Below are 22,948 nucleotides of genomic sequence, written 5' to 3'. Positions count from 1 at the left end.
GCACAAGGCGATGCTTAAAGGAAGGAACTGATATGTTCGGCAGGGGGTTTCATCTCTTCACGCTCTTCGGGTTCAGGGTCAGTGTCGATCCGAGCTGGTTCCTGCTTGCCGTGCTGATCGTGTGGAGTCTGGCACGGGGCTACTTTCCCGCCGTGATCGAAGGGCTGGCCACCGACACGGCCATCTGGCTTGCCATTGCCGGGGCGATCGGGCTTTTCGCATCCATCATCTTCCATGAATTCGCACATGCCCTCGTCGCACGGCGCTTCGACATGCCGATTTCCGGAATCACGCTGTTTCTCTTCGGTGGTGTCGCGCATCTTCGCGACGAGCCGCCGAGCGCCCGGGCCGAGTTTCTCGTGGCCATTGCCGGACCCATTTCAAGCTACATCCTTGCCGCCGGGTTCTACCTCCTGCTCGCAGTCACGTCGGCCGGGGACGGAATTACGCCGCTCGCCGCGCTGTTTTCCTATCTCACGCTGATCAACGCCGTGCTCGCCACGTTCAATCTGCTGCCGGCCTTTCCTCTCGATGGCGGGCGGGTGCTTAGAGCCGCGGTCTGGGGCTGGACCGGGAGCCTGCGCCGCGCGACGCAGGTCAGCGCGGCTCTCGGCCGCGGTCTCGGCGTGGCGCTGATGGCCCTCGGGGTCATCAACATCGTGTCGGGCGACTTCGTGGGCGGTCTGTGGATCGGACTGATCGGCTTCTTCATCCTCACGGCCGCCGGCAGCACGGCGATGCAGGTCGAACTCAAGCAGACCCTCAAGGATATTCGCGTACGCGACATCATGAATTCGCAAGTGATCGCGGTTCCGGCCGACATCACCGTGGCCGAGCTCGTGGACGACTACTTCTACCGCCACTTCCACAAGGCCTTTCCCGTGGTTCGCGGCGAGCAGGTGCTCGGCTCCGTCCGCCTGAAGGATGTCGGACAGGTGCCGCGCGAGAATTGGGGAACGACCAGCGTTGCCGAAATCCTTTCCAGCGGGAACGGCAGCCACGTCGTGGAACCCGGCGCTCTCGTCTGGGACGCGCTTACGCTGATGAAGGAAAACAACGTCAGCCGCCTCATGGTGGTCGAGCGCGGCGACCTGAAGGGTATGCTTACGATGCGCGACCTGATGCACTTCCTCGCCGTCCACCGCGAGCTTTCGGGCGGACCTGGCGCCAGTGAGCCGGAACTCCGCCAGGTTGCGGAGGATCGTGCCTGACTTCAGGCCGGTTGGGAATCGCTCCCGCGCGGGACCTCGGATGTGGATCCCCGGCGCTCAGCCAAAGGACAATTGAACCTTGACGGAGCGGCTGCGGTCACCGGCCGCCTCGAAGGCCTCGACAGCCCGGTCCAGCGGATAGCTGCCAGTGATGATGGGTTTCACGTCGATCGCGCCGCTGTCGATCAGGCGTGCTGCTTCGGCAAATTCCGCATGGAAGCGGTGGGTGCCGATCAGGTTGATTTCCTTGCCGACCAGCAGGCTGAGCGGGACGGGGACGTCCGCCGCAATGCCCACCTGCACGATGGTTGCCAGCGGGCGCGCCGTGTTGATGGCACTCCGCAGCGCAACGGGTGCGCCGGAACACTCGAACACCACATCGAAATAGCCCTTATTTTCGGCATAGACATCCAGGGCGTCGGGCCGGGTCCTGACGTTGATCCGTGTCGTGGCGCCCATGTCGGCAGCAACCGAGAGCACCCGGTCCTCAAGGTCGCTCACGACGATTTCCGCGGCACCGCGCTGGCGGGCTACCGCCGTGCACAAGGCGCCGATGGGGCCGGCACCGGTCACCAGAACCCGTTTCCCGCCGAGGTTCCCCGCCCGGTTCGCGGCATGAAGACAGACGGCAAGCGGTTCCGCGCAGGCCGCTTCGGCCAGCGACGTATGCGCGCCGACCCGTTCACACTGAAACGCCTTCGCCACGATCCGTTCCCGGAAGGCACCCTGTTCGTGGGGGAAGCGAAGCGCAGACCCGTAGAACCGCATCTGAAGGCAGTGGTTGAACGCGCCCTCCCTGCAATAGGTGCAAGTGCCGCACGGGCGGCTGGGATTGACGGCGACGCGGTCCCCGGCCTTGAGAGTGTTCACGCCGGGACCGACCGCTTCCACGGTTCCCGCCACTTCGTGGCCGAGGATAATCGGCTCCCTGACCCGGATCGGGCCGAAGCCGCCGTCGTGATAATAATGCAGGTCCGAGCCGCAAATGCCGCCGGCCCCGATCGCGACGAGCACCTCCTCCTCGCCCGGCGCATCGAGCGGGGCGATCTCTATGCGGATGTCGTGCTTGTCGTGAAGACGGCAGACGCGTGTCTCGTTCGTCATTTTCTTAATCCATGAGAAGGGCTGGCAGCCAGGTGGAGAACGCCGGCACGTAGGAGACCAGGAGAAGAACGATAATGTTGGTCAGCAGGAAGGGCAAGAGCGCCCGGACCACCGGTCCGAGCGGCAGTTTGGCGATATTGGCGCAGATGAACAGGCACACCCCGACCGGTGGCGTGGTCAGTCCGATCATCAGGTTGAGCACCGCGAATGTCGCGAAATGCAGCGGATCGATGCCGACGCCCGTGGCGAGCGTCAGCAGCGGCACGAACAGGATGATCAGCGCCGCGATGGTTTCCATGAACATGCCGACGAAAAGCAACAGCACGTTGATCAGCAGGATGACCAGGTACTTGTTGTCCGTTATCGACAGGACGCCCGAGGCGATCGCCTGGGGAATGCCTTCGGACACCAGGATCCAGCCGAACACGTTGGCAAAGCCCACGAGCGCCAGGATCGCGGCGGAAGAGATCGCGCTGTCGACGACGATGCGCGGGACCGCGCGCAGCGGCAACTCCTTGTAGACGAAGCAGCCGACGGCGAAGGCATAGACGCTGGCGACCACCGCCGTTTCCGTCGGCGTGGATAGTCCGCTCATCAGGCCGCCGATGATCAGCGCGGTCATCGCAATGGCCCAGATCGCTCCCAGAAAGGATCCGCCGAGCTCGCCCCATCCCTGCCAGGGCTGGCGCGGGAAGCCCTTGCGCACTGCGATGATGTAGACGGTGACCATCATCGCAAGGCCCAGCATGATGCCCGGAACCGCTCCGGCAAGGAACATCCGGCCGACGGAAATGCCGGAAAGCGCCCCGACGATGATCATTGGAACGGACGGGGGAATGATCGGTCCGACCGTTGACGAGGCGGCGGTGACCGCGGCCGAGAAGTCGGCCGGATAACCGGCTCTCTTCATGCCCGGGATCATCATCCCGCCGATCGAGGCGGCATCGGCGACCGCGGTGCCGGAAATCCCGCCGAACAGCATGGATCCGGCGACATTTGTCAGCCCCAAACCGCCCCGCGCCCAGCCGACAAGCGCGTTGGCGAAGCGGATGATGCGCTCGGTGATGCCGCCGGAATTCATCAGGTTGCCGGCCAGAATGAAGCCGGGGATGCACAGCAGCACGAAGACATCGATGCCCGCATACATTTTTTGCGGCATGACCACGAGGGGAATGCCCGCAGCCAGCAGGTAGGCGGCGGACGCCAGGCCCAATGTTACGGCCACGGGGATGCCGACGATCAGCCCCCCGACAAAGACGGCAATGAGAATGGCAAGGTTCATGCGACGTCATCCGCTGGATTTGGTGGCAGGCCTTCGGAACGCCCGAGGAGCATCTCGATCGTGCGCACGATCGAGAAGACGGCGAGGGAAGCGAGCAGGACCAGGACGCTGGCGTGGATGAAATCCATGCGCCAGGTAAGGGCCGGCGAGGTCTGCATGGCGCCGATCGAGGTGTATTTCCAGGCGGGCGGGATCAGGACCAGGCAGAGCAGCGCGGTGGTGACCGCCGACAACAGGCGCAGGCGCCGCGGCCATTTACCCGGCAGCGACTCCGATACCAGATCGACATTCACGAGATCGCCGCTGCGATAGGACAGTCCCGCGCCGAACGCGGCCAGGAACAGCAATGCGAAGCGGGTCAATTCCTCGGTCCAGACCGGGGAGTCGCCGGTGAGCCTGCCGGCGATCTGGAGCAGCACGGCGGCCATGAGCACGGCGAAGGCCGTTCCGGTGGCAAACCGGCTGAACGTGATGATCAACGAAATGAGGCGGTCCATGATCTCAACTGCTGGCTGGATCAACCTGCATCCGGGTTGATCCGCCCGGGTGCTGAATTGTCGATCGCTTTCAAAGGTGCCGAAGCCTGTCGTCTGCGGCTTGAGACCGCGGGAGCTCCGGAGTTGCTGAAACCATCGCGAGGCCGGGCCGGATGAGGCGGCCCGGCCTCGCTGTGGCGGACTGTCAGTTCGAGAACAGGTCCTCAACGATCGGCTTGATCTCGTCATTGACGTTCTGCAGCACCGCATCCTTGGCCGCCGCCTGGAATGCCGGACCGTCGACCTCGACAAAGGTCATGCCTTTGCTTTCGAGGAACTCGCGGTCCTCCTGAAGCGAGGCGTTGAACAGCTCACGCTCATGGGCCTGGGCGATCCTGGCTGCTTCCATGACGGCGTCCTGGTCCTCCTTGGAGAGCTTGTTCCAGGTGGATTCGGCAATCGTCAGGTAGATCCAGGAACGTACGTGTTCGGTCAGGTTCACGTATTTCTGGACTTCATGGAAATTCGCCGAGCGGATCAGGGCCAGCGGGTTCTCCTGCGCCTCGATGGTGCCGTTCTGCAGTGAGGTGAAGACTTCCGAGAAGGCCATCGGACCCGGATTGGCGCCGAGCGCTTTCCAGACGTCGACAAAGAGTGGCACGTTCGGCACGCGCATCTTCAGGCCTTCCAGGTCGTCTGGCGACTCGATCGGGCGGTTGGAGGTCAGATTGCGTGGACCGCGCGCAAAATACGCTATGGGGCGGATCTGGGCTTTCTCGATGATCTGCTGTTCGATCTGATCGCCGATTTCGCCCGAAGCGACCTCGTCCATGTGCTCGGTGGAGCTATAGGCGTAGGGCACAGCCAGCAGCGCGGCCTTGGGCGCCCAGTTCTGCAGGCTCTCGCCGGTGATCGTCATGTCCGCCGTACCGAGTTGCATGCCGTTGATCAGGTCGATTTCCTTACCCAGCGACTCGTTGGCAAACACCTGCACCTCGATGCGGCCATCCGTCAGGCGCGCCAGTTCCTCGCCGAATTTCACGGAAGCCTGATGCCAGGAATTCTGTTCATTGGCCGGATGGCCGAGCTTCAACGTCACGTCGGCGGCATAGGCCGATCCGGCCAGCAGTCCGCTTGCGAGGGCAACAAGAAAGCCCTTTCCTATTTTGGAACCTGTCAGCATGTTTTCCTCCTCTTGCTGAATTCGTCTTTACGGCCGGTCTTTGCGGACCCGTCATTCACCGAAGAATTCGGGCCTGCTCTGCGCGACCACCGGCAGGTCGTTCAGAATCTCGCGCAGGTGCCCGCGAATGGCAGCTTCCGCCGCCCGAACATCCTGCGCCTCGATCGCATCCACGATGGCTTCGTGCTGCGAGATGAGCTTTTCCATCGGGAAGCGAAGAGCTGAGAGATGGCGCACCCGGTCCATCTGTGCCTTGACGTTTTCAACGATCTCCCAGGCGTAGTTCTGGCGGGCAGCAGTGGCGAGCGTCCTGTGAAAGGTGTCGTCCAGCTCCACAAAGCGGGAGTAGGGCTCCTTGCGCTCTGCAACGCTCATTTGCCTGCGCAACTGGGCCCGCAATTCCTCCACCAGCCCGAGCACGGTTTCACTTGCCAGGAGCTTGATGACGTCGGCTTCGATGGCTTCGCGCACGAAACGTGCGCCGGTGACTTCCGAGATGACGATCCTGCGCACGAAAGTGCCGCGCTGGGGGCGTATCTCAAGAAGGCCTTCTTCCGAGAGTTTGATAAATGCTTCGCGAACCGGCTGGCGGCTGACGCCATAGTTGCCGGCAATTTCGGACTCGGACATCCGCACGCCCGGCACCAGGTCGTTGCGGATGATGCGACGGCGCAGGATGCGGTAGAGTTGCGGGCCCACCGCGGTTCCCATGTCCAACGGGTGCGTCTCGAGTTCGCGTTTTTCCAGCGCGCCTGACGGCATCTTCGGAACCACCATCGAGAGTTCCTTCTCCTGAAGCTTACCTAACGTAGCACACTACCATACTAGTCTACAATAGGGGTTGCGATAGAAAGCTGGCGATGGCCCTGACGGCCATTTCTTGTAGGTCTGCGGCTTTCTGCGGCGGACATCCGCGGCGGCAGGCCCTGCGAGTGCCGGGGGCGCTCTGGCTGTCGGTCAGTTGAACCGCTTCATGCTGCATGGTCACTGCTGCCGGAATGCGTCCCTTCGCAATTGCGAACCTTCGGGCCGGGATAGTCTGGTGAAGTGAAGTCGTGCCGGGAGCCGCCGGTTGCCGGCGTGGGGCAGGCTCTGAACAAACGGGTCTGGAAAAGAAAGTCCCGCGGAGCAGGTTCGGCGGATTTGTTTTTATTCCGTTGCCGAATCCTGCCCTCGCGGGAAAGGTATGGTCGAGGGGAGACGTGCTTATTAGCTGCGACCATTTTTTACACACAAAGTGTAACATACCACAAAGGGCATTGGAAGCATCTTTTGCCTGTTTCTCGCGATTTCAGGATAACTCACTGTTTTGAATGGGAAATATGAGACGAATAATGTTTGCTGGATATCGGGCGCGTGAATAATCACGCTTAAATTGTAAAAGTAATATCCGGGCCTGATGCATGGAACACATTTCGGGATGCGGCCCTGCTTGGCACCTGCAGGCTTTTCGTCAGCTTGTGATTTCGATGTTTCCGCCGAGCGCCACTGTGAGCGAATTGTCGATATGGCGCTTGAGGGCGCGCTCGGTTTCCTCACGGTCGCGGGCTGCCAGGGGTTCCAGAATGGTCAGGTGCTCGCCAAAAATGCGTTCCGCGTTTTCCGCGGTCACCTTCAGCCGTGACTGCGCCACCATTCGGATCTTGATCGCCGTGACCCGGTAGATGTTGTCGATCAGCACGTTCCGCATGGTGTGCACGAAGGTGGCGTGCATGGTCCAGTCGTCGCGCTGGATCCGGTCGAGCAACGGCTGCGGTGCGCTTCCCTTGTGGGTCTTGAGCTCTTTCAGGAGCGATTTCTGCTTGTCGATGAAGCCTGCAATCGTCTCGTCATCTAGTCTGCGGACCATGTCGGACACGGCCGAGCATTCGATCATCCGGCGCACCTGGTAGGCGTCGCGCACGAAGGTGACATCGAGGCTGGGCACCTTCAGGCCCTTCTTGGGAACCGTGACCAGCAGGCCTTCCGCTTCAAAACGCGGAATTGCCTCGCGAATCGAGCTTAGCGTCGCGCCCGTGAGTTCCACGAGCTCGCGTTGTGAAATGAGCTGGCCAGGCTTCAGGCGGCTCGTGTTGAGCAGGTCCTCGATCTGGTCATAAGCGAATTTGCGCAAGCTCCCCTTGCCGGATCCGGTCTCGTCCCGAAGACGTCCCGCTTCCGGGTTCGTCGCGCGCTGTGAACTCTGCTCGGCCATGGCCTCTCCACGAAAAATCATTGCTAACATCTTACTGACATGTTAGTTCGATGTCTAGGCTGAACCTCGCCTTCGTCAGATGTCGGAGGCGGCATGTGGCCGAAAGCAATGCACTGGAGCATCCTGCGTTTCGAAAGAACGTGCGCGAGATGCTCCGGCATTATGAAAGAGACCAGCATTTCCGCATTCAGGTGTTTCGGCCCGAATGCGGGTTGGTCTCCTTGCAGTAGTCTGGGAGGAAACCACAATGACACTGACCCGCCGCAAGTTTTCCGTCTGCGCCCTTGCGCTCACCTGCTTGACCTCGATCATTCCCGCCGCATACGCGCAGGACAAGGTGACCCTGCGCATGTCCACCCCGGCCTCCGACACCGACCAGCGCAGCATTGCCCTGGCCGAAGTCTTCGGGCCGGCCGTCGCGGAGTTTGCGACCTACCAGCCCCATTACAACGCGTCGCTGATCGCGCAGGGCTCGGAACTGGAATCGATCGCGACCGGCGATCTGGAAATGTCGATCGCGTCCGCGCAGGAGCTTGCCACCTTCTTCCCCGAATTCTCGATCTTCACGGCCGGCTACGTGCATCAGAGCGCGGAGCATCAGGTCGCGGTCTTCAACGACGCGGTCATGGATCCGTTCAAGAAGAAGGTCGAGGACGAGCTGGGCGTGAAGCTTCTGGCAGTCATGTACCTGGGCAAGCGGCACGTGAACCTGCGCTTCCCGCGCTCCGAGCTTGACGTCAAGACGCCGGCTGACCTCAATGGTGTGAACCTTCGCATGCCGGGCAGCGACGCCTGGCAGTTCCTGGGCCGCGCACTCGGCGCGAACCCGACGCCGATGGCCTTCACGGAGGTCTATACCGCGCTTCAGACCGGCTCCGTCGACGGACAGGACAACCCGCTTCCCACGGTGGTGGATGCGAAATTCTACGAAGTCACCAAACAGATCGCACTCACCCAGCACCTCGTGGACCTGAACTACATCGCGTTCTCGAAAGCCGTCTGGGACGGGCTGAGCCCGGAACAGCAGGCGACCGTTGAGGAGGCTGCCGTCAACGCGGCCGAGTCCGCCCGCCAGGCTCAGCTCACGAAGGAGGAGGAACTCGGTACCTTCCTGAAAGAGCAGGGTCTTGAGCTTTATGAGCCCGATCTTGCCGCCTTCCGCGAGCACGTGCAGGCCGAATATCTGGCTTCCGATCTTGCGGCCTCCTGGCCCGAGGGCGTGCTGGAACGCATCAACGAGCTTGGTCAGTAACACCGGCCGTTTTCCAAAGCGGAGGGCGGCATGCCGCCCTCCGCGATGCCTGCCAGTCCAAAGGGAAGCAGCATGTCCGACATCATCCGCCTGCTGTACCGGCTGTGCGAAGCGGTGGTAGCCCTGTTCATGTTCCTGATGTTTGCGACCTTTATCGTTCAGGTCGCCATCCGCTACGGCGCGCGGCTTGACGCTCTGACCGGAGCCCTGCCGTTTCTGGACCCGGGCTATTATGGCTGGACGCTCGAATTCTGCCTTGCGCTCTGGGTCTGGCTGATCTTCTGGGGCAATGCATTCGTGGTTCGCCGGCACGAGCATGTGACCTTCGATCTTCTGGCGCAAAGCGTGCCTTTCCCCGTGGCGCGTGCCTTCCTGGTGATAACGGGCCTCGTCATCGGCATCGGTCTTCTGGCGTCGGTCGAGCCCACCTGGAGCCGTTTCAAGATCCTGCGCATCAAACAGACCGCAACCCTGGGCGATGTTTTCGGCGACTGGATCCGGATGCGCGATGTCTACGTCATCTACATCGTCTTTCTGGTCGCTGTTGGACTGCGCGCCCTCTGGTCGGCGGTGCGGGCCCTGCGGGGCGATGGCGCCGGACTGACGACGGGCTCCGGCGAGCGGGGGCCGGAATGACGTTTGAATTCTTTCTCTGCCTCGCGACGCTCTTCGTGATCGCGGGCATGGGCGCGCCCATCGCCCATGCCATCCTCATCAGTTCGTTCGTCTATCTGCTTGCCGCGGGCCAGAACATCGGCGTGGCCGGCAAGGTGCTGATGGACGGTCTCTACCAGAGCTACATCCTCCTTGCCGTGCCGCTGTTCATCGTGGCCGCGAACATCATGAACGCCGGCACCGTGTCGGACCGGCTGCTGCGGTTCTGCATCGCGCTGGTCGGCCGCTTCCGCGGCGGGCTGGGCCACGTGAATGTCGTCGCGTCGCTGGTGTTTTCCGGCATGTCCGGCTCGGCGGTGGCCGATGCAGCGGGAATCGGCAAGATCATCATCGAAATGATGACCAAGTCGGGCCACTACACGCGCGGCTATGCCGCCGCGATCACCGCCGCATCGGCGACCATCGGCCCGATCATACCGCCCTCTATCCCGATGGTGCTATACGCGCTCGTGTCGAACACCTCGATCGGGTACCTGTTCCTGGCGGGCATCCTGCCGGGCCTGCTGATGGGCCTCGTGCTCATGACGATGAACCTGTGGATCTCGCACCGGCGCGGTTTCTCCAAGGAGGAACCGGTTCCGCTGAGCGAATTTCCGCTGGTGACCTTCCGCGCCTTTCCCGCGCTGCTCATGCCGGCGATCCTGCTTTACGGCATCTATGGCGGCGTGACGACGCCGACGGAAGCCGCCGCGGTCGCGGCCCTCTACGCGCTGCTGCTGGCGGCGCTGTTCTACCGCTCCCTCAGCCTCAAGACCTTCTACGAGATCCTCGTCTCCAGCGGGCGCTCTTCGGCGGCCGTCGGCCTGGTGATCGGCGGGGCCCTGATCCTGAATTACATCGTCGCCTCGGAGAACATTCCCGGCCGCGTCGCGGGTGCCCTTGTCGGCCTGGACGTGAGCCCGATTGTCTTCCTGCTGGGCGTCAACGTGCTGATCCTGCTTCTGGGCTGCCTTCTCGATGCGTCCACCATCATCCTGGTGATCATTCCGCTCTTCGTGCCGGCCTGCCGGGAACTCGGCATCGATCTCGTGCATTTCGGCGTGGTGGCGATCGTCAATTGCATGATCGGGCTGATCACGCCGCCCTACGGCATCCTGCTCTTTGTCATCAACGCGGTGACGCGCATCCCCCTCGGCGAAATCATCCGCGAGATCTGGTTGTTTCTCGCGGTGCTGGTCTTCGCCCTTCTGCTCCTGATCCTGTTCCCCGACATCACCTTATGGCTGCCCCGCCTGATGGGCTATGCGGGCTAGGATCTTCTTTCAACGGAATAAACATGCAGCACACACTCTCAGGCATCTATCCGGTCGTTCTCACCCCGTTCGATGCGGAAAACCACATCGACTGGGACGGTTATGCCCGGCTTCTCGACTGGTATATCGAACACGGCTCGAGCGGCCTGTTCGCCGTCTGCCAGTCCTCCGAGATGCAGTTCCTCAGCCTGGAGGAGCGTCGCGACCTGTCGCGCTTTGCGGTCGATCATGTGAACGGCCGCGTGCCGGTCGTCGCCTCCGGCCACGTCTCGGAGAGCGTGGAAGACCAGAAGGCGGAACTGCGGGCGATTGCCGACACCGGTGTGGACGCGGTCGTGTTCGTCACCAACCGGTTCGCAGGCGCGGGTGATCCGGAGGGGACACTGCTGGCGCGGATGCAGGACATGATTTCGGCGCTGCCGGGCGATATGCCCCTCGGCCTCTACGAGTGTCCCGCGCCCTACCGCCGGCTCCTGAGCGACGCGGAGGTCAAATGGTGCGCCGACAGCGGCCGGTTCGCGTTCCTCAAGGACGTGGCCTGCGACCTGGACACCGTTAAGCGGCGGATCGACATGACGCGGGGAACGCCGCTTGCCATCATCAATGCCAACGCGGCCATCGCCTGGCCGGTGATGCAGGCTGGCGGCCTGGGGTTTTCAGGCGTGATGAACAATTTCCATCCGGATCTCTACCGCTGGCTCTACGACCATGGCGCCGACCACCCGGAGATGGCGGAGGAGCTTCAGACGTTTCTCGTCCTCTCCGCGCTCAGCGAAGCCTTCGGCTATCCGAAACTCGCCAAGCGCTTCCACAAGCGGATCGGTACCTTTGCCAGCGATCACTCCCGCACTGTGGCCTACGACCTGCCCGAGCGGCATTGGGCCATCGACGTCGTTGTCGATCGGATCTTGGAAGGGGCCGAGCAGCAGCGCGGGCGCATTGCATCGCTCAAGAGCGCACCGGCATCTTGAAATCTGATTGAGACCAGAGCGTCAGGGGCATCTGTGTTCATCTGAAACGCAGGACGCTTCAGGCTGCCGAGAAGCCGGTCAGCAGGCGCGCGCATTCCGTTGCGAATTTTTCGTTCGGCAGGCGGCCTTCGGCATCGCGCGACAGCTCCGGTCTGATCCGGTTGAGGAAGAACATCTCGAGCTGGCGGCCGTGCTTCGTCCTGATTGCGTCCCGCGGCTCGAGTTCAAAGAGGGTTCTGACGTAGCTGGCCACGGTTTCCGAGGCGTTGATGCGGCCCGGTGCACCGTTCTCCTCCATAAGGGCTGCAGTGTTTACGGCGTCGCCCCAGATGTCGAAGGTGAATCTCCGGCGGCCGACAACGCCCGAGATGACAGGCCCGGTGTGAAGCCCGATGCGCAGTTCGAGCGACGGCAGATGCAGCTTCTGCCGCTGCGCCCCAATCCGGGCCATCGTCGCCTCGATGTCGAGTGCCGCGAGGCAGGCATCGAACGGATGATGCCGGCTGGTTGCGGGGACGCCCGCAACAGCCATGTAGGCATCGCCGATGGTCTTGATCTTCTCAAGGCCATGGCGCGCAATGATTTCATCAAAGGCAGTGAAGTACTGGTCAAGCGTGCCGACGAGTGCGGCAGGTTCCACGCGCTCGGCAAGGAGCGAGAAATTCTTGAAATCGGCAAAGAGAATGGTGGCAGACGAAGCATATTTCGGCTGCACCTTGCCGCTTCGCTTGAGTTCGTCGGCAATCGCCGCGGGCAGAATATTCGCTAGCAGCTCGTCGGTGCGCCTCTTTTCGGCGACAACCTCGGTGCGGGCCTCGTCCAGTTCCCTGACCGCTGTATCGAACTCGATGAGCTTCCGGCGCAATTCAAGCTGCGTCAGCACCTGGTGGGACAGCCTGCGTACCGCCTCGATCTGTTCGAATGCGAGTTTATGCGGCTCAAAATCCATGACGCAAAGCGTGCCGAGCGCATATCCCTCGTCGTTGATGAGAGGCATGCCGCAATAGAATTTCAGATAGGGTTCGCCGGTCACGAACGGAAGCTGATTGAATCGCTGATCCTCGCGCAAGTCGGGCGAGACGACCAACTCGGTACCGCATACGGTCGTGGTGCAGAAAGCAATCTCGCGGGGGCAGGAGTTGAAGTCGGGCGGCAAACCGTATTTTGACTTCAACCACATGCGATCGTCGTCCATGAAGCCGATGTAAGCGACCGGGCAACCGCAGATTTGCGCCGCGAGTTCGGCGATTTCGTCATAGCCAAGGTCAGGTGCCGTGTCGAGGATGTTGAGCGCGAGAAGGGCGCCGAGCCGTTCCGTCTCATGGGCCGGGATTGGATAGGACGTGACAGCCTCCCTGCAGATCAGCGGGCGTTCACTCGCAATCGCAAGAATGCCCGACAGCAGATAGATCCTGATGAACTGGACCGTCTTGCCTGCGTTCGCCTGAATGCAGGATGCGCCGGTCTCGCATGTGCTTAGTCATGAATTATAGCAGATGCCGCTCGGCTCACCCACTGGTGCTTTTGCGGAAATCAGGGCGCCACCGGGCCCGGTTACAGCCGGCTCAGCCATTTCTGCAGATCGCGTTCCGCGCTTTCCAGGCTCTCCGCGTTGATGGCCCTGAGATTGAGCGCGCGCGTGATGGCGCGGGTGCGCTTGTTGATCGCAAGGTCTGCGGTGCCAGATTCGAAAATGTCGACGCCCAGTTTGTCGTAGAGCGACAGCAGACGGTTCTGGACCGTTCGAAGCGACAGGCCCTGCCGTTTGGCGATGAGCTTGTCCGACAGGCCCAGGGCCATGTCCATCAGGACCGCATATTCGCTGTCGGTCAGGGCATCATGCGTCCGGATGTGGCGCTGCTGGACGCGGTGAATTTCCTGGTCGACGACAATCTGCGATTCCAGGAGAACGGCCCGAAGGGCAAGATGAAGCCGGTCCCGCGTTGCAGTTTTCAGGACGTAGCCATAGGACGACTCGTGCGGCACGATCCTCGCGATGCCGCGCATATAGGCTTCATCGGCGTAATTGGACCAGAAGAGGATCCGGGTCTGCGGTCTTTCGCGCCAGATCGTGCGCGCCGCGTCGATGCCGTTGCGCTCCTTCATCTGCAGGTCCATCACCACCGCCTGGACGGAGTGCTGCCGCGCCAGTGTTTCTCCTTCCAGCCCGTTCACCGCATGGAGAATTTCGTCGACTTCCGGCAAGGCCTGACGCAACGCCTCGGTCAGGTATCCGGCATGAAACTGGTCGTCCTCGACAAGAAGAACCTTCATGCTTCCCACTCCGCCGGCTCGGTCGGGCAGGCGTCCTCATCGGGTTCGCCGGACATCGGCAGCTTCACCGTGATCCGTGTTCCGTCCTTGCCGGACACACTGAAGTCGGCGGTGATCAGCCGCGCCCGCGTGCGCATATGCGCAATGCCGCCCGTTGCTTTCCCGCCGTGGCGTCCCGATTTGCCGCCGGGCAGACCAAGACCGTTATCCTCTATAACCATCTTCAACTGGCCCTTCCGGCATCTGACCGTAACGCTGATCCTGTCTGCGCCCGAATGCCGTGCGGCATTGTTGATCCCTTCCTGGGCGATCCGGTAGAGCGCAATTCGCGTCACCGGGTCCAGCCGGTCGATCCGTCCGTCCGTTTCGTCGCAAACCTGCAGGATCGTGGCATCCGCATCCTCGACGGCCCGTTCCAGGTGGATGCGCAGGGCATGGGCGAAGCCGAAGAGGTCCAGGAGCGTCGGCACCGCGGTATCGATGATCCGGCGCAAATCCTGGATGCAGTCCTGGATGCTGCCGATCACGTGGGCCTTGTCGTCCGGCGTTTCGGCCTTTTCCAGATCGCGCATGATGCGGGTCAGGTCGGCCAGCGTCTGGTCGTGCAGATCCATGCCGATCCGCTGGCGTTCCTGTTCCAGCACCCGCGTCAGTTCGAGGGCGCCCTGGCGCAGTCCTTCTTCCCGCGCCTGGGCTTCGGCCCGCACGATCGCCGCCTGCTTGGCCTTTTCGTTGGCCTTCAGGGAATAGAAATAAGGGGCAAGCACGTCGGCGATCTGCCGGACCCTTTCGACGGTCTTCTCGTCATAGAGGCCGGGCGTGCGGGAAGAGCAGTTCAGCGCGCCGACGGTGCGTCCCAGCACCTTCATGGCGACGTTCACGCGGCTGCGCAGCTTGTGCTTGATGATCGGCTGGGCAAGCGCGCCCTCGTAGGTGTAGCGCTCGTCCTCCATCGCGTTGTCGGTGAGCATGTAGTCGGTTTCGCCGAAAAGGATGCTGCGCACCGGCGAGATCGCGACCGGCGTTCGCGACAGGCTCCAGCGGGTGCGGATGCCGACCTCGTAGCTGGTGTTCCAGGTGACGTTGTCGTCGACCAGGCAGACATCCAGGTGATCGATCGGCAGAAGGTTCTCGATTTCGGTCTTGACGGAGCGCAGCGCCGCGCGAATTTCGACCTGGCCGGCCAGATGGCTGGATATTCTGAGCAGGGAGACGAGTGGATTTGGCTCCAGCATCTCCGGGTTTGTGACCGTCTCCTGCCGCATGGGCACAACAAGCTCCTCGCGTTGTTACCATCAGTGTGCGGCACCTACCTTAAGTCGGCAAGACGTCATGTGGGCGAGCAACTGCATCGCAGTTGCGGGTTCCCGCAACTGCGATGCGCGAGCACGGCTTTACCGGGACCGCCGACCTCTTCAATCTGGTACGGACACGTTGGGAGAACCGTGTCCTGATTGGAGGCGCACATGCGCCAGGGAGGAACTATGAATACCAAAGCCAAGCTCTTGGGTGCCGTCGCGCTGATTTCGGCGGCCCTGCCGGGCTATGCCCTTGCAGATACCTCAGACAAGCGGATAGCACTTTCAAACAACTATGCCGGGAATTCCTGGCGTCAGGCCATGCTGCAAAGCTGGGCCAAGGTCGGGGACAAGGCTGTGGAAGACGGGATCGTCGCCGCTGCCGACGCCTTTACCACTTCTGAAAACCAGGCCACCGAGCAGGCGGCGCAGATCCAGAACCTGATCCTGCAGGGCTATGACGCCATCGTGCTGAACGCGGCCTCGCCCACGGCGCTCAACGGCGCCGTGAAGGAAGCCTGCGATGCCGGGATCGTCGTCGTCTCCTTCGACGGCATCGTGACCGAGCCATGCGCCTGGCGGATCGCCGTCGACTTCAAGGAAATGGGCCGCCAGCAGGTCGAATACCTGGCCTCGAGGCTTCCCGACGGCGGCAACCTGCTGGAAATCCGGGGTCTTGCCGGGGTTTTCGTGGACGATGAGATCCACGCCGGCATCGAACAGGGCGTGGAGGAATTCCCGCAGTTCGAGATCGTCGGTTCCGTCCACGGCGATTGGGCACAGGACGTTGCGCAAAAGGCGGTCGCGGGCATCCTGCCGAGCCTGCCGGAGATCGACGGCGTGGTCACGCAGGGCGGTGACGGCTACGGCGCCGCGCAGGCCATCAAGGCGGCCGGACGGGACACACCGATCATTGTCATGGGCAACCGCCAGGACGAAATGAAATGGTGGGCCGAAGCACGCGATGCCAGCGGCTATGAAACGCTGTCCCTGTCGATCGCTCCCGGCGTCGGCACGCTTGCCTTCTGGGTTGCCCAGCAGGTCCTTGACGGGGCGGAAGTGCCCAAGGACCTGACCGTGCCCTTCCTGACGGTGACTCAGGACACGCTCGATGAAACCCTTGCTTCGACGCCCGAGGGCTCGGTGGCGAATGTCGAATACAGCCTGGAAGACGCCAAGGCCGTGATCGCTGACGCCAAGTAAAGGGAGACGTCGCATTGCAACTGGCAACCGGCACCGGTGATCCAGATCCGGATGTCCCGTTGGTTGCCCTCTCGGACGCGCGCGTGCACTTCGGTGCAGTGCGCGCGCTCGACGGGGTGAGTCTGACCGTCAGACCCGGCGAATGTGTCGGGCTCGTCGGTCACAACGGCGCGGGAAAATCCACTGCGGTCAATGTCATCAACGGGGGACTGACACCCACCGCAGGAAGCGTTCAATACACGATGTCTGACGGCAGCACCGGCACCGGAGCGCAGATGGCGCGGGCCGCCGGCATCCGCAGCGTTTTCCAGGAACTGTCGCTCTGCCCCAATCTCACGGTTCTGGAAAACCTGAGAATTCCGCATCGTGACCTTTCGGGACCCGGCTGGCGGAAGCGGGCGGCACGGAGGATTTCCAGGACCCTCGACCGAATCTTTCCCGGCCACCGCATCGAACCCGGCATGACGGTCGGAGATCTCACGCTCGCCGAACGGCAGATGGTCGAGATCGCCGCCGGATTTGCCGAAGGCAAGAACTCCGCCCGCCTCGTCATCCTGGACGAGCCGACATCCTCGCTCGATGCGTCGATCGCACGGCAGTTGCTGGACCAGGTGCGCAGGTTCTGCGCGGAAGGCGGAGCAGTCATCTTTATTTCCCACATGCTGGGCGAGGTTTTCGATGTCGCGACCCGCATCGACGTTATGAAGGACGGCAAGATCATCGCCAGCAGGCCGGCCGGCGAATTCACCCAGCAGGGGCTGATTGACGCCATGGGCCATGTGGCCAGCGAAAAGACGGAGGCCCTGGTCGCCGTGCAAAAGGCCGAAAGTTTCGGCGAAGAGGTTCTGAGAACCCCTGAGGGTCTTTCTGCCCGCCGCGGCGAAATCGTCGGGCTGGCGGGTCTTGCCGGCCACGGCCAGGCCGAGACGCTGGCGCGGTTCTTCATGTCCCGCTCCGGCGGCTACGGCCAGATCAAGGAGCCGGAGGTCGCTTTTGTCGCGGGGGACCGCACCCGGGACGGCATAATGCCGCTCTGGTCCATCCTGCGCAATCTCACCCTGACCCATTTGCCGGGCCTGACGCGCCGTACGCTCGTCGACCGCGACGAAGAGCGCGCGCTTGCCGACGACTGGAAGGCGAAGATCGGCATTCGTACTGGCAACATGGACAATCCGATCCTGTCCCTTTCCGGCGGCAACCAGCAGAAGGTCCTGTTCGCCCGGGCGCTCGCCTCGTCCGCACCCATCGTGGTGATGGACGATCCCATGCGCGGCGTCGATGTCGGCACCAAGCAGGAAGCCTACGACCGGATCCGCCGGGAAGCCGCTGCGGGCCGCACCTTCCTGTGGTACTCGACCGAAACCGAAGAAGTCTGCCGGTGTGACCGGGTCTTCGTCTTCCGCACCGGACGGATTTCCGCCGAACTGAGCGGCGACGCCATCAACGAGGAGAATATCCTGGCCGCCTCTTTCGAAATGCAGGAGGCGGCGGAATGAACAACAATTTCAGGATCCTTCTTCCCATCCTTTCATTGGCCGTTCTGCTTGGAGCGGTCTTTTATCTCCAGCCGAGGGCGATGAGCTATTTCGGCCTCAACCTGCTGTTCAATCTGGCCGTCCCGATCGCGCTGGCGACCATTGCCCAGATGATGATCATGATGGTCAACGACATCGACCTGTCGATCGGAACGTTCGTCAGCTTCGTCGCCTGCGTGACCGCGACGTACCTGAACGATACACCGCTTCTGGGCGCCGCGATCCTGGCCGCCGCGATCCTGGCCTATGCCGGCCTCGGCGCGCTCATCCACGTGCGGCAGCTGCCGGCGATCGTCGTGACACTCGGCATGTCGTTCGTCTGGGGCGGGCTCGCTGTTCTGCTGCTGCCTTCTCCGGGCGGGGCGGCACCCGGCTGGATCCGCACGCTTATGACCGTCAAGCCGCCTTTTGTTCCCATGGCGGTGGTCGCCTGCGTGATCATTGCCGGGGCAACGCATCTGCTCATCATGCGCTCTGCCACCGGCACGCTGCTGAGGGCCGTCGGCGGCAACATGCAGGCTGTGGCACGCTCGGGATGGTCCGTCACCCGGCTGAAGGCCGGCGCCTATGGCCTGGCGGGCCTCTTCGGGGTGCTGTCGGGCATGTGCCTTGTCGGCCTGACCACTTCGGCGGACGCCAACATCGCCCTGCGCTACACTTTGCTGTCGATTGCCGGCGTCATCCTGGGTGGCGGCGAATTCGTCGGCGGCAGGGTGTCGCCAGTCGGCGCGGTCATCGGGGCACTGACACTGGCGCTTGCCGGCAGTTTTCTGTCGTTCATGCGCCTGTCCCCGGACTGGCAGATCGGTGCCCAGGGCGCAATCCTGATCCTGGTGCTGGCGGTCCGGCTGGTCTTCTCCCGGCGCGGAAGAAAATGGCGGGAGGCGAAAAATGGATAACACCGTGGTTACAACGATCACCTCACTGCCGAAGCGCCCGTGGTTCTGGGCCTTTGCCGCCAGCGCGCTCGCGTTCATCGCCACGCTGTCTCTGACCGAGGGCGGGGGCGGCGGCGAGCTTCTGGCCGCCGCGCTCACCTTTGCCTCGTTTTCGGCCATTGTCGGCATCGGGCAGATGTTCGTCATCACGCTGGGACCGGGCAATGTCGACCTGTCGATCCCCTCGACGATGACGCTGGCTGGGACGCTGTCGCTGAAATTCATGCACGGCGCTGCGGGTCTTGTTCTTCCGGGTCTGGGCATTGCGCTTGCGGTCGGCCTCGGGGCCGGCATCTTCAATTATCTTCTGATCCGGCTCCTGCGCATTCCGCCGATCATCGCCACCCTGTCGGCATCGTTCCTCTATCAGTCCCTGGCGATCTGGTCGAACCGGGGCCTGAGGGTCAAGCCGCCCCAGATCCTTGCGGACTTCACCACCGGGTCCGTTGCCGGCGTCCCGAACCTGACGATCCTCGGTATTCTTCTGGCGGTGATAAGCTGGATCGTTCTCGAGCGTTCGATCTTCGGCCGCTGGATTTCCGCATTCGGCCAGAACACCAGGGCCGCAAGGCTGAGCGGTGTACCGGTCGAAGCCGTCCGGGCGATCACCTATGTGTCCTCGGCGGTTTTCGCCTCGCTCACCGGCTATCTATTGGCCAGTTTCTCCGGCGGGGCGGCGCTCAACATGGGCACCGAATACCTTTTGATCTCCATCGCCGTCGTCGTGATAGGCGGTTGCTCCATCGCCGGCGGGAACTCGAACGTACCGGGCATATGGGGCGGTGCGCTGCTGATGTTCCTGATCGTTTCGATGCTGAACTCCTATGGCCTCGGCGCCGGCGTGCGTCTCATCATGACCGGAACGATCATCATCGCGATTGTCGCCGCCGCATCCGGAAAGGACCGATCCGCATGAACCAGAACAACTCCTGCTACCGGCTCGACGATCCGCGGTTCCGGGCGCTGATCCAGCCCAATGCACGTCTTCATCAGATCGCAACGGGTTTTGAATGGACGGAAGGACCCGTCTGGTTCGCCGACCACAACATATTGCTGTTCTCCGACATTCCGGCCGACCGGATGATACGGTTGACGCCCGACGGCCAGGTCAGCGTATTCCGCACGCCGTCCGACTACAGCAACGGCAACACGCGGGACCGGCAGGGCCGGCTCGTCACCTGCCAGCACGGCACCCGCTCCGTGACGCGGACCGAGGTGGACGGCACGCGCACCGTGCTTGCGGACCGGTACGAGGGCAAACGGCTGAATTCTCCGAACGACGTCATCGTCCAGTCCAACGGTGCGATCTGGTTCACCGATCCGACCTACGGAATCCTGAGCGACTATGAAGGCTATGCGGCCGAGCCGGAGCAGGACAGGCACAATGTCTTCCGCATCGATCCCCGGACCGGCAGCGTGAAGGCGATGATCACCGATTTCGTCCAGCCGAACGGCCTCGCCTTCTCGCCGGACGAAAGGACGCTCTACGTGGCCGAATCGGGCTCCAGCCACGACGCGGACGTTCCGTCGGTGATCCGGGCTTTCGAGATCGGCGAGGACGGCGAAATTATCTCGGACAGGGTCTTTGCAACGATCGACAAGGGGCTTCCGGACGGCATGCGGGTCGATTCGTCGGGCCACCTGTGGAGTTCCGCCGCGGACGGCATTCACTGCTTCCATCCGGACGGAACGCGGCTCGGAAAGATCCTCGTGCCGGAAGTCGTCGCCAATCTTTGCTTCGGTGGCCCGAGGGGAAACCGGCTGTACATCACGGCGACCACGTCGATCTACCTCATCGCGGTGAACGCCAAATCCGCTGTTTAAAGTTTTCCGACGGCGCGGACGTCGCCGGCCGTGGAGGGGTCGTGTGGACCAATTCAGCTGGCACCGGTTATCGTGACTCGTTACCGGGATTGCAAGCCCGCCTCGTTCGGCATTAACGCGTCTTCCTGCTGAGGAACAGCCCCATCTCCTTCCGGGTTTCAAGGGTGCCGTTGCCTAACTGGAAGGCGCGGTCAGTGGCCTTGCGGAAGGCCTTTTGCTGCGCCTCGTCGGCGTTTTCGCCGGGAGGATAGGAGGTGAGGGCAAGAAAGACGTCTTCGGGATCGGTGATCCGCAACACCGCCGGATGCCGGGAGCCGGTGACATTGCCGAACTGCGCCTGCATCAGCCGTTCGGCCGTGTCGAAGCCGAAGACGGCGGCAACGGGCTCTGTCGGGGTGCCGCCAAAGACGGTGGTCAGTTCGTAGAGCTCGCGCAGATTGCCGGCACCGTTTGTGGTGACCGCAAGCGTGCCGCCGGGCTTGAGGACACGGTAGATTTCGGCGATGCCGGCGGCCGGGTCAGCCGCGTGATAGAGCATGTGCATCGCAATGACGGCGTCAAAACTGCCGTCGTCAAAAGGCAACTCCGAGACGTCCGCCTGCCGGCCCGCAACGGAACCGAACGGCAGGGGCCTGCAGCGTTCAAGGGCTTCCTCGACCATGCCATCCGAGGTATCGGCGAGCGTCAGGTCAAGACCTTCCGGCAGTGTTGCGGCGACCGCCTGCCAGAACCAGCCCGGACCACAGCCGATGTCGAGAACACGGTCCCCTGGCTTGAGCGGCAACTGACCGGCTATCCATGGAAACCAGGGCGTCTCGGCAACCGTGTATTCGCCGTGCAGGCGCGCCCGTGCAGCGAGCTTCCGGCTGTCCTGATACTGCTTGACACCTTCGGTTGCCGATGACATGCCGGAGCCTTCCCGCAAGGAGCTTTTGCACACTATGCGAGCAAGGCTATGCCAGCTTCGCGTTCCTGGCAATTGCCCGCGCCGCGGCCCAATACCATTGAGCGTCCCGAACGTGCGGTCCCCTGCCCAACAGGATCAGATGCTCTGCAGCAACGAGCCGAGAAGGGCGGCGGGGGCGTCCTCGTGGACGAAGTGGGCGGCATTCTCGATCGGCGTGAAGCTCTTTGCCCGCAACAGCTCCTGCAATTGCCGCCCGCGTTCGGGCGGAATGAATGTGTCGCGCATGCCCCATGTCAGGTGAATGTCGAAATCGGTCGGCGCATACCGTTTCTGGGCCGCTTCGATGTTGGCCGTGTCGGCATGGGCTATCTGCCGGTAGAAGGCCGCCTTGCCGGCATCGCCGGACCACGGTTCGAAATAGATCCGGATCGCTTCCTCGCGCAGCGGGTAGTGTGCGGCAGCCTGAATGTAGGCGCGAAAGAGTGCTTCATGGGCGTAGTCAGGCAAGCCGGCGAAGGCGGCCTCGTGCCGGGCGACATGCGCGTAGAAGGGTGAGCCTGACGGCAGGACCGCGACGGGATCGATCAGGTGGAGCTTGCCGTAGTCGATGCCGTTGACGAAATGGCCGCGCAGGGCGGCAAGCCCGCCGAAATCGTGACCGACGACCTGCGGGCGCTCCAGGCCCCAGTGGCCGACGAGCGCTTCCAGAAGATCGCTCTGTACCGACTCCGTGACGTTCTGTCCCTCGTTCTTCTCCGACAGTCCGCAGCCGATCATGTCGAAATAGTAGACCTTGTGCGTCCTTGCGAGCCAGGGAGCGATCGAGCGCCAGGCCTGCGCGGACCAGGGAAAGCCGTGTATCAGAATGATGGGGTCGCCTTCGCCCAGGGAGCCCCAGGCGACCGACTGGCCGTCGTAGGAAAATCGTTCGTTCAGTTCCAGCATCATGCTTTCCCGCTTTTAGATAGACAATTAGCAAATTTGCTATATAACGATAGACATGGCGAACAGAGAAGATCAAGTCAAGGCATTGGCCAACGAAACCCGGATAGAAATTTTGCGTCTGCTCGACGAGCCGATAAAGCATTTTGGCGGACAGAAGTCGGCGGACCCGGTGACGACGGGTGTGTGTGTGCAGCTCATCGCCGAACATTTCGGCGTCAGTCAGCCGACCATGAGCCGGCATATCGAGCTGCTCAGGCGGGCGGGGCTGATCACGACGAAGCGTCAGCAGAAATGGACCTATTGTTCGCGCAACGAAGCAGCGCTTGCCGACTATGCAAGCTGGCTGAGACAGTCGCTCAACATCAAGGACGCTGATGTAACGGATATCTCGGCCAGGAAATGACGGCGGTTTGCCGTGCACCC

22 protein-coding genes are annotated in these 22,948 nt (G+C 62.5%); 11 read left to right on the top strand and 11 right to left on the bottom strand.

Annotated features, from left to right (window positions below):
* The first annotated feature begins 32 nt into the window (after positions 1-32).
* Entirely contained in the window at positions 33-1,211 is a 1,179-nt protein-coding gene (locus ON753_RS03835; RefSeq protein ID WP_265961234.1) for a site-2 protease family protein, read from the top strand.
* Between the two features lie 57 nt (positions 1,212-1,268).
* Here the strand turns inward: ON753_RS03835 and ON753_RS03830 are convergent, their stop codons facing one another.
* The 6 genes from ON753_RS03830 to ON753_RS03805 form a co-directional block, all read right to left on the bottom strand.
* Positions 1,269-2,315: an L-idonate 5-dehydrogenase gene (locus ON753_RS03830; RefSeq protein WP_265961233.1), complete on the bottom strand. Its 1,047-nt coding sequence runs from the start codon at positions 2,313-2,315 to the stop codon at positions 1,269-1,271.
* A 4-nt stretch (positions 2,316-2,319) separates the two neighbouring features.
* Positions 2,320-3,597: a TRAP transporter large permease gene (locus ON753_RS03825; RefSeq protein ID WP_265961232.1), complete on the bottom strand. Its 1,278-nt coding sequence runs from the start codon at positions 3,595-3,597 to the stop codon at positions 2,320-2,322.
* The gene (locus ON753_RS03820) at positions 3,594-4,094 is read right to left on the bottom strand and encodes a TRAP transporter small permease (protein WP_265961231.1); all 501 of its coding nucleotides are present in this window, start codon (positions 4,092-4,094) and stop codon (positions 3,594-3,596) included. Before ON753_RS03820 ends, ON753_RS03825 begins: the two co-directional genes overlap by 4 nt.
* A gap of 184 nt (positions 4,095-4,278) precedes the next feature.
* Positions 4,279-5,256, bottom strand: a complete 978-nt coding sequence (locus ON753_RS03815) for a TRAP transporter substrate-binding protein (RefSeq protein WP_265961230.1) — start codon at positions 5,254-5,256, stop codon at positions 4,279-4,281.
* Between the two features lie 51 nt (positions 5,257-5,307).
* The gene (locus ON753_RS03810; protein WP_265961347.1) at positions 5,308-5,967 is read right to left on the bottom strand and encodes a GntR family transcriptional regulator; all 660 of its coding nucleotides are present in this window, start codon (positions 5,965-5,967) and stop codon (positions 5,308-5,310) included.
* 742 nt (positions 5,968-6,709) lie between these two features.
* Positions 6,710-7,450 carry a GntR family transcriptional regulator gene (locus tag ON753_RS03805; protein WP_265961229.1) on the bottom strand — a complete coding sequence of 247 codons (741 nt, stop codon included), beginning with the start codon at positions 7,448-7,450 and terminating at the stop codon, positions 6,710-6,712.
* Between the two features lie 247 nt (positions 7,451-7,697).
* On the opposite strand from ON753_RS03805, the gene dctP reads away from it, so the two are divergent.
* From dctP to ON753_RS03785, 4 genes are all read left to right on the top strand, one after another.
* A complete protein-coding gene (gene dctP / locus ON753_RS03800; protein WP_265961228.1) occupies positions 7,698-8,702 on the top strand; it encodes a TRAP transporter substrate-binding protein DctP in 1,005 nt (334 codons plus the stop codon).
* 72 nt (positions 8,703-8,774) lie between these two features.
* Positions 8,775-9,338, top strand: coding sequence for a TRAP transporter small permease (locus ON753_RS03795; protein ID WP_265961227.1), 564 nt, complete (start codon positions 8,775-8,777; stop codon positions 9,336-9,338).
* The gene (locus ON753_RS03790; protein WP_265961226.1) at positions 9,335-10,630 is read left to right on the top strand and encodes a TRAP transporter large permease; all 1,296 of its coding nucleotides are present in this window, start codon (positions 9,335-9,337) and stop codon (positions 10,628-10,630) included. Before ON753_RS03795 ends, ON753_RS03790 begins: the two co-directional genes overlap by 4 nt.
* 23 nt (positions 10,631-10,653) lie before the next feature.
* On the top strand, positions 10,654-11,601 hold the full coding sequence (locus ON753_RS03785; RefSeq protein WP_265961225.1) for a dihydrodipicolinate synthase family protein: 948 nt from the start codon (positions 10,654-10,656) through the stop codon (positions 11,599-11,601).
* Between the two features lie 58 nt (positions 11,602-11,659).
* Here ON753_RS03785 and ON753_RS03780 read toward each other — a convergent pair whose 3' ends face one another.
* The 3 genes from ON753_RS03780 to ON753_RS03770 all read right to left on the bottom strand — a co-directional run bounded on the left by ON753_RS03780 (position 11,660) and on the right by ON753_RS03770 (position 15,140).
* Complete coding sequence (locus ON753_RS03780; protein ID WP_323054679.1) at positions 11,660-12,850, bottom strand: adenylate/guanylate cyclase domain-containing protein; 1,191 nt, start codon at positions 12,848-12,850, stop codon at positions 11,660-11,662.
* A 305-nt stretch (positions 12,851-13,155) separates the two neighbouring features.
* Complete coding sequence (locus ON753_RS03775; protein WP_265961223.1) at positions 13,156-13,875, bottom strand: response regulator transcription factor; 720 nt, start codon at positions 13,873-13,875, stop codon at positions 13,156-13,158.
* Positions 13,872-15,140: a GAF domain-containing sensor histidine kinase gene (locus ON753_RS03770; protein ID WP_265961222.1), complete on the bottom strand. Its 1,269-nt coding sequence runs from the start codon at positions 15,138-15,140 to the stop codon at positions 13,872-13,874. Before ON753_RS03770 ends, ON753_RS03775 begins: the two co-directional genes overlap by 4 nt.
* 219 nt (positions 15,141-15,359) lie before the next feature.
* Between ON753_RS03770 and ON753_RS03765 the strand changes: the two genes are divergently transcribed.
* From ON753_RS03765 to ON753_RS03745, 5 genes are read left to right on the top strand one after another with little or no spacing between them, the layout of a single operon-like run.
* Positions 15,360-16,376: an ABC transporter substrate-binding protein gene (locus ON753_RS03765; RefSeq protein ID WP_265961221.1), complete on the top strand. Its 1,017-nt coding sequence runs from the start codon at positions 15,360-15,362 to the stop codon at positions 16,374-16,376.
* A 20-nt stretch (positions 16,377-16,396) separates the two neighbouring features.
* The gene (locus tag ON753_RS03760) at positions 16,397-17,872 is read left to right on the top strand and encodes a sugar ABC transporter ATP-binding protein (protein WP_377046881.1); all 1,476 of its coding nucleotides are present in this window, start codon (positions 16,397-16,399) and stop codon (positions 17,870-17,872) included.
* On the top strand, positions 17,869-18,810 hold the full coding sequence (locus ON753_RS03755; RefSeq protein WP_265961219.1) for an ABC transporter permease: 942 nt from the start codon (positions 17,869-17,871) through the stop codon (positions 18,808-18,810). Before ON753_RS03760 ends, ON753_RS03755 begins: the two co-directional genes overlap by 4 nt.
* A complete protein-coding gene (locus ON753_RS03750; RefSeq protein WP_265961218.1) occupies positions 18,803-19,765 on the top strand; it encodes an ABC transporter permease in 963 nt (320 codons plus the stop codon). Before ON753_RS03755 ends, ON753_RS03750 begins: the two co-directional genes overlap by 8 nt.
* Entirely contained in the window at positions 19,762-20,673 is a 912-nt protein-coding gene (locus ON753_RS03745) for an SMP-30/gluconolactonase/LRE family protein (protein WP_265961217.1), read from the top strand. The genes ON753_RS03750 and ON753_RS03745 overlap by 4 nt, the downstream gene beginning before the upstream one ends.
* A 112-nt stretch (positions 20,674-20,785) precedes the next feature.
* Here ON753_RS03745 and ON753_RS03740 read toward each other — a convergent pair whose 3' ends face one another.
* Positions 20,786-21,580, bottom strand: coding sequence for a class I SAM-dependent methyltransferase (locus ON753_RS03740; protein WP_265961216.1), 795 nt, complete (start codon positions 21,578-21,580; stop codon positions 20,786-20,788).
* Positions 21,581-21,715: 135 nt separating this feature from the next.
* Complete coding sequence (locus ON753_RS03735) at positions 21,716-22,525, bottom strand: alpha/beta fold hydrolase (RefSeq protein WP_265961215.1); 810 nt, start codon at positions 22,523-22,525, stop codon at positions 21,716-21,718.
* A gap of 55 nt (positions 22,526-22,580) precedes the next feature.
* Here ON753_RS03735 and ON753_RS03730 point away from each other — a divergent pair, with 55 nt between their 5' ends.
* Positions 22,581-22,928, top strand: a complete 348-nt coding sequence (locus tag ON753_RS03730) for an ArsR/SmtB family transcription factor (RefSeq protein WP_265961214.1) — start codon at positions 22,581-22,583, stop codon at positions 22,926-22,928.
* The last annotated feature ends 20 nt before the right edge of the window (positions 22,929-22,948 follow it).

Source organism: Roseibium salinum, assembly GCF_026240905.1.
In the GTDB taxonomy this organism is placed as follows: Bacteria; Pseudomonadota; Alphaproteobacteria; order Rhizobiales; family Stappiaceae; genus Roseibium; species Roseibium salinum.
This window is presented reverse-complemented; position numbering and strand designations above follow the sequence as displayed.

Excerpts from the sequence above, each read along its gene's own strand:
- ON753_RS03740 (WP_265961216.1), bottom strand. The coding sequence starts at position 21,580 with ATGTCATCGGCAACCGAAGGTGTCAAGCAGTATCAGGACAGCCGGAAG.
- ON753_RS03775 (WP_265961223.1), bottom strand. The coding sequence starts at position 13,875 with ATGAAGGTTCTTCTTGTCGAGGACGACCAGTTTCATGCCGGATACCTG.
- ON753_RS03830 (WP_265961233.1), bottom strand. The coding sequence starts at position 2,315 with ATGACGAACGAGACACGCGTCTGCCGTCTTCACGACAAGCACGACATC.
- ON753_RS03790 (WP_265961226.1), top strand. The coding sequence starts at position 9,335 with ATGACGTTTGAATTCTTTCTCTGCCTCGCGACGCTCTTCGTGATCGCG.
- ON753_RS03770 (WP_265961222.1), bottom strand. The coding sequence starts at position 15,140 with ATGCGGCAGGAGACGGTCACAAACCCGGAGATGCTGGAGCCAAATCCA.
- ON753_RS03815 (WP_265961230.1), bottom strand. The coding sequence starts at position 5,256 with ATGCTGACAGGTTCCAAAATAGGAAAGGGCTTTCTTGTTGCCCTCGCA.
- ON753_RS03810 (WP_265961347.1), bottom strand. The coding sequence starts at position 5,967 with ATGGGAACCGCGGTGGGCCCGCAACTCTACCGCATCCTGCGCCGTCGC.
- ON753_RS03785 (WP_265961225.1), top strand. The coding sequence starts at position 10,654 with ATGCAGCACACACTCTCAGGCATCTATCCGGTCGTTCTCACCCCGTTC.
- ON753_RS03730 (WP_265961214.1), top strand. The coding sequence starts at position 22,581 with ATGGCGAACAGAGAAGATCAAGTCAAGGCATTGGCCAACGAAACCCGG.
- ON753_RS03755 (WP_265961219.1), top strand. The coding sequence starts at position 17,869 with ATGAACAACAATTTCAGGATCCTTCTTCCCATCCTTTCATTGGCCGTT.
- ON753_RS03805 (WP_265961229.1), bottom strand. The coding sequence starts at position 7,450 with ATGGCCGAGCAGAGTTCACAGCGCGCGACGAACCCGGAAGCGGGACGT.
- ON753_RS03750 (WP_265961218.1), top strand. The coding sequence starts at position 18,803 with ATGGATAACACCGTGGTTACAACGATCACCTCACTGCCGAAGCGCCCG.
- ON753_RS03745 (WP_265961217.1), top strand. The coding sequence starts at position 19,762 with ATGAACCAGAACAACTCCTGCTACCGGCTCGACGATCCGCGGTTCCGG.
- ON753_RS03765 (WP_265961221.1), top strand. The coding sequence starts at position 15,360 with ATGAATACCAAAGCCAAGCTCTTGGGTGCCGTCGCGCTGATTTCGGCG.
- ON753_RS03835 (WP_265961234.1), top strand. The coding sequence starts at position 33 with ATGTTCGGCAGGGGGTTTCATCTCTTCACGCTCTTCGGGTTCAGGGTC.
- ON753_RS03825 (WP_265961232.1), bottom strand. The coding sequence starts at position 3,597 with ATGAACCTTGCCATTCTCATTGCCGTCTTTGTCGGGGGGCTGATCGTC.
- ON753_RS03795 (WP_265961227.1), top strand. The coding sequence starts at position 8,775 with ATGTCCGACATCATCCGCCTGCTGTACCGGCTGTGCGAAGCGGTGGTA.
- dctP (WP_265961228.1), top strand. The coding sequence starts at position 7,698 with ATGACACTGACCCGCCGCAAGTTTTCCGTCTGCGCCCTTGCGCTCACC.
- ON753_RS03735 (WP_265961215.1), bottom strand. The coding sequence starts at position 22,525 with ATGCTGGAACTGAACGAACGATTTTCCTACGACGGCCAGTCGGTCGCC.
- ON753_RS03820 (WP_265961231.1), bottom strand. The coding sequence starts at position 4,094 with ATGGACCGCCTCATTTCGTTGATCATCACGTTCAGCCGGTTTGCCACC.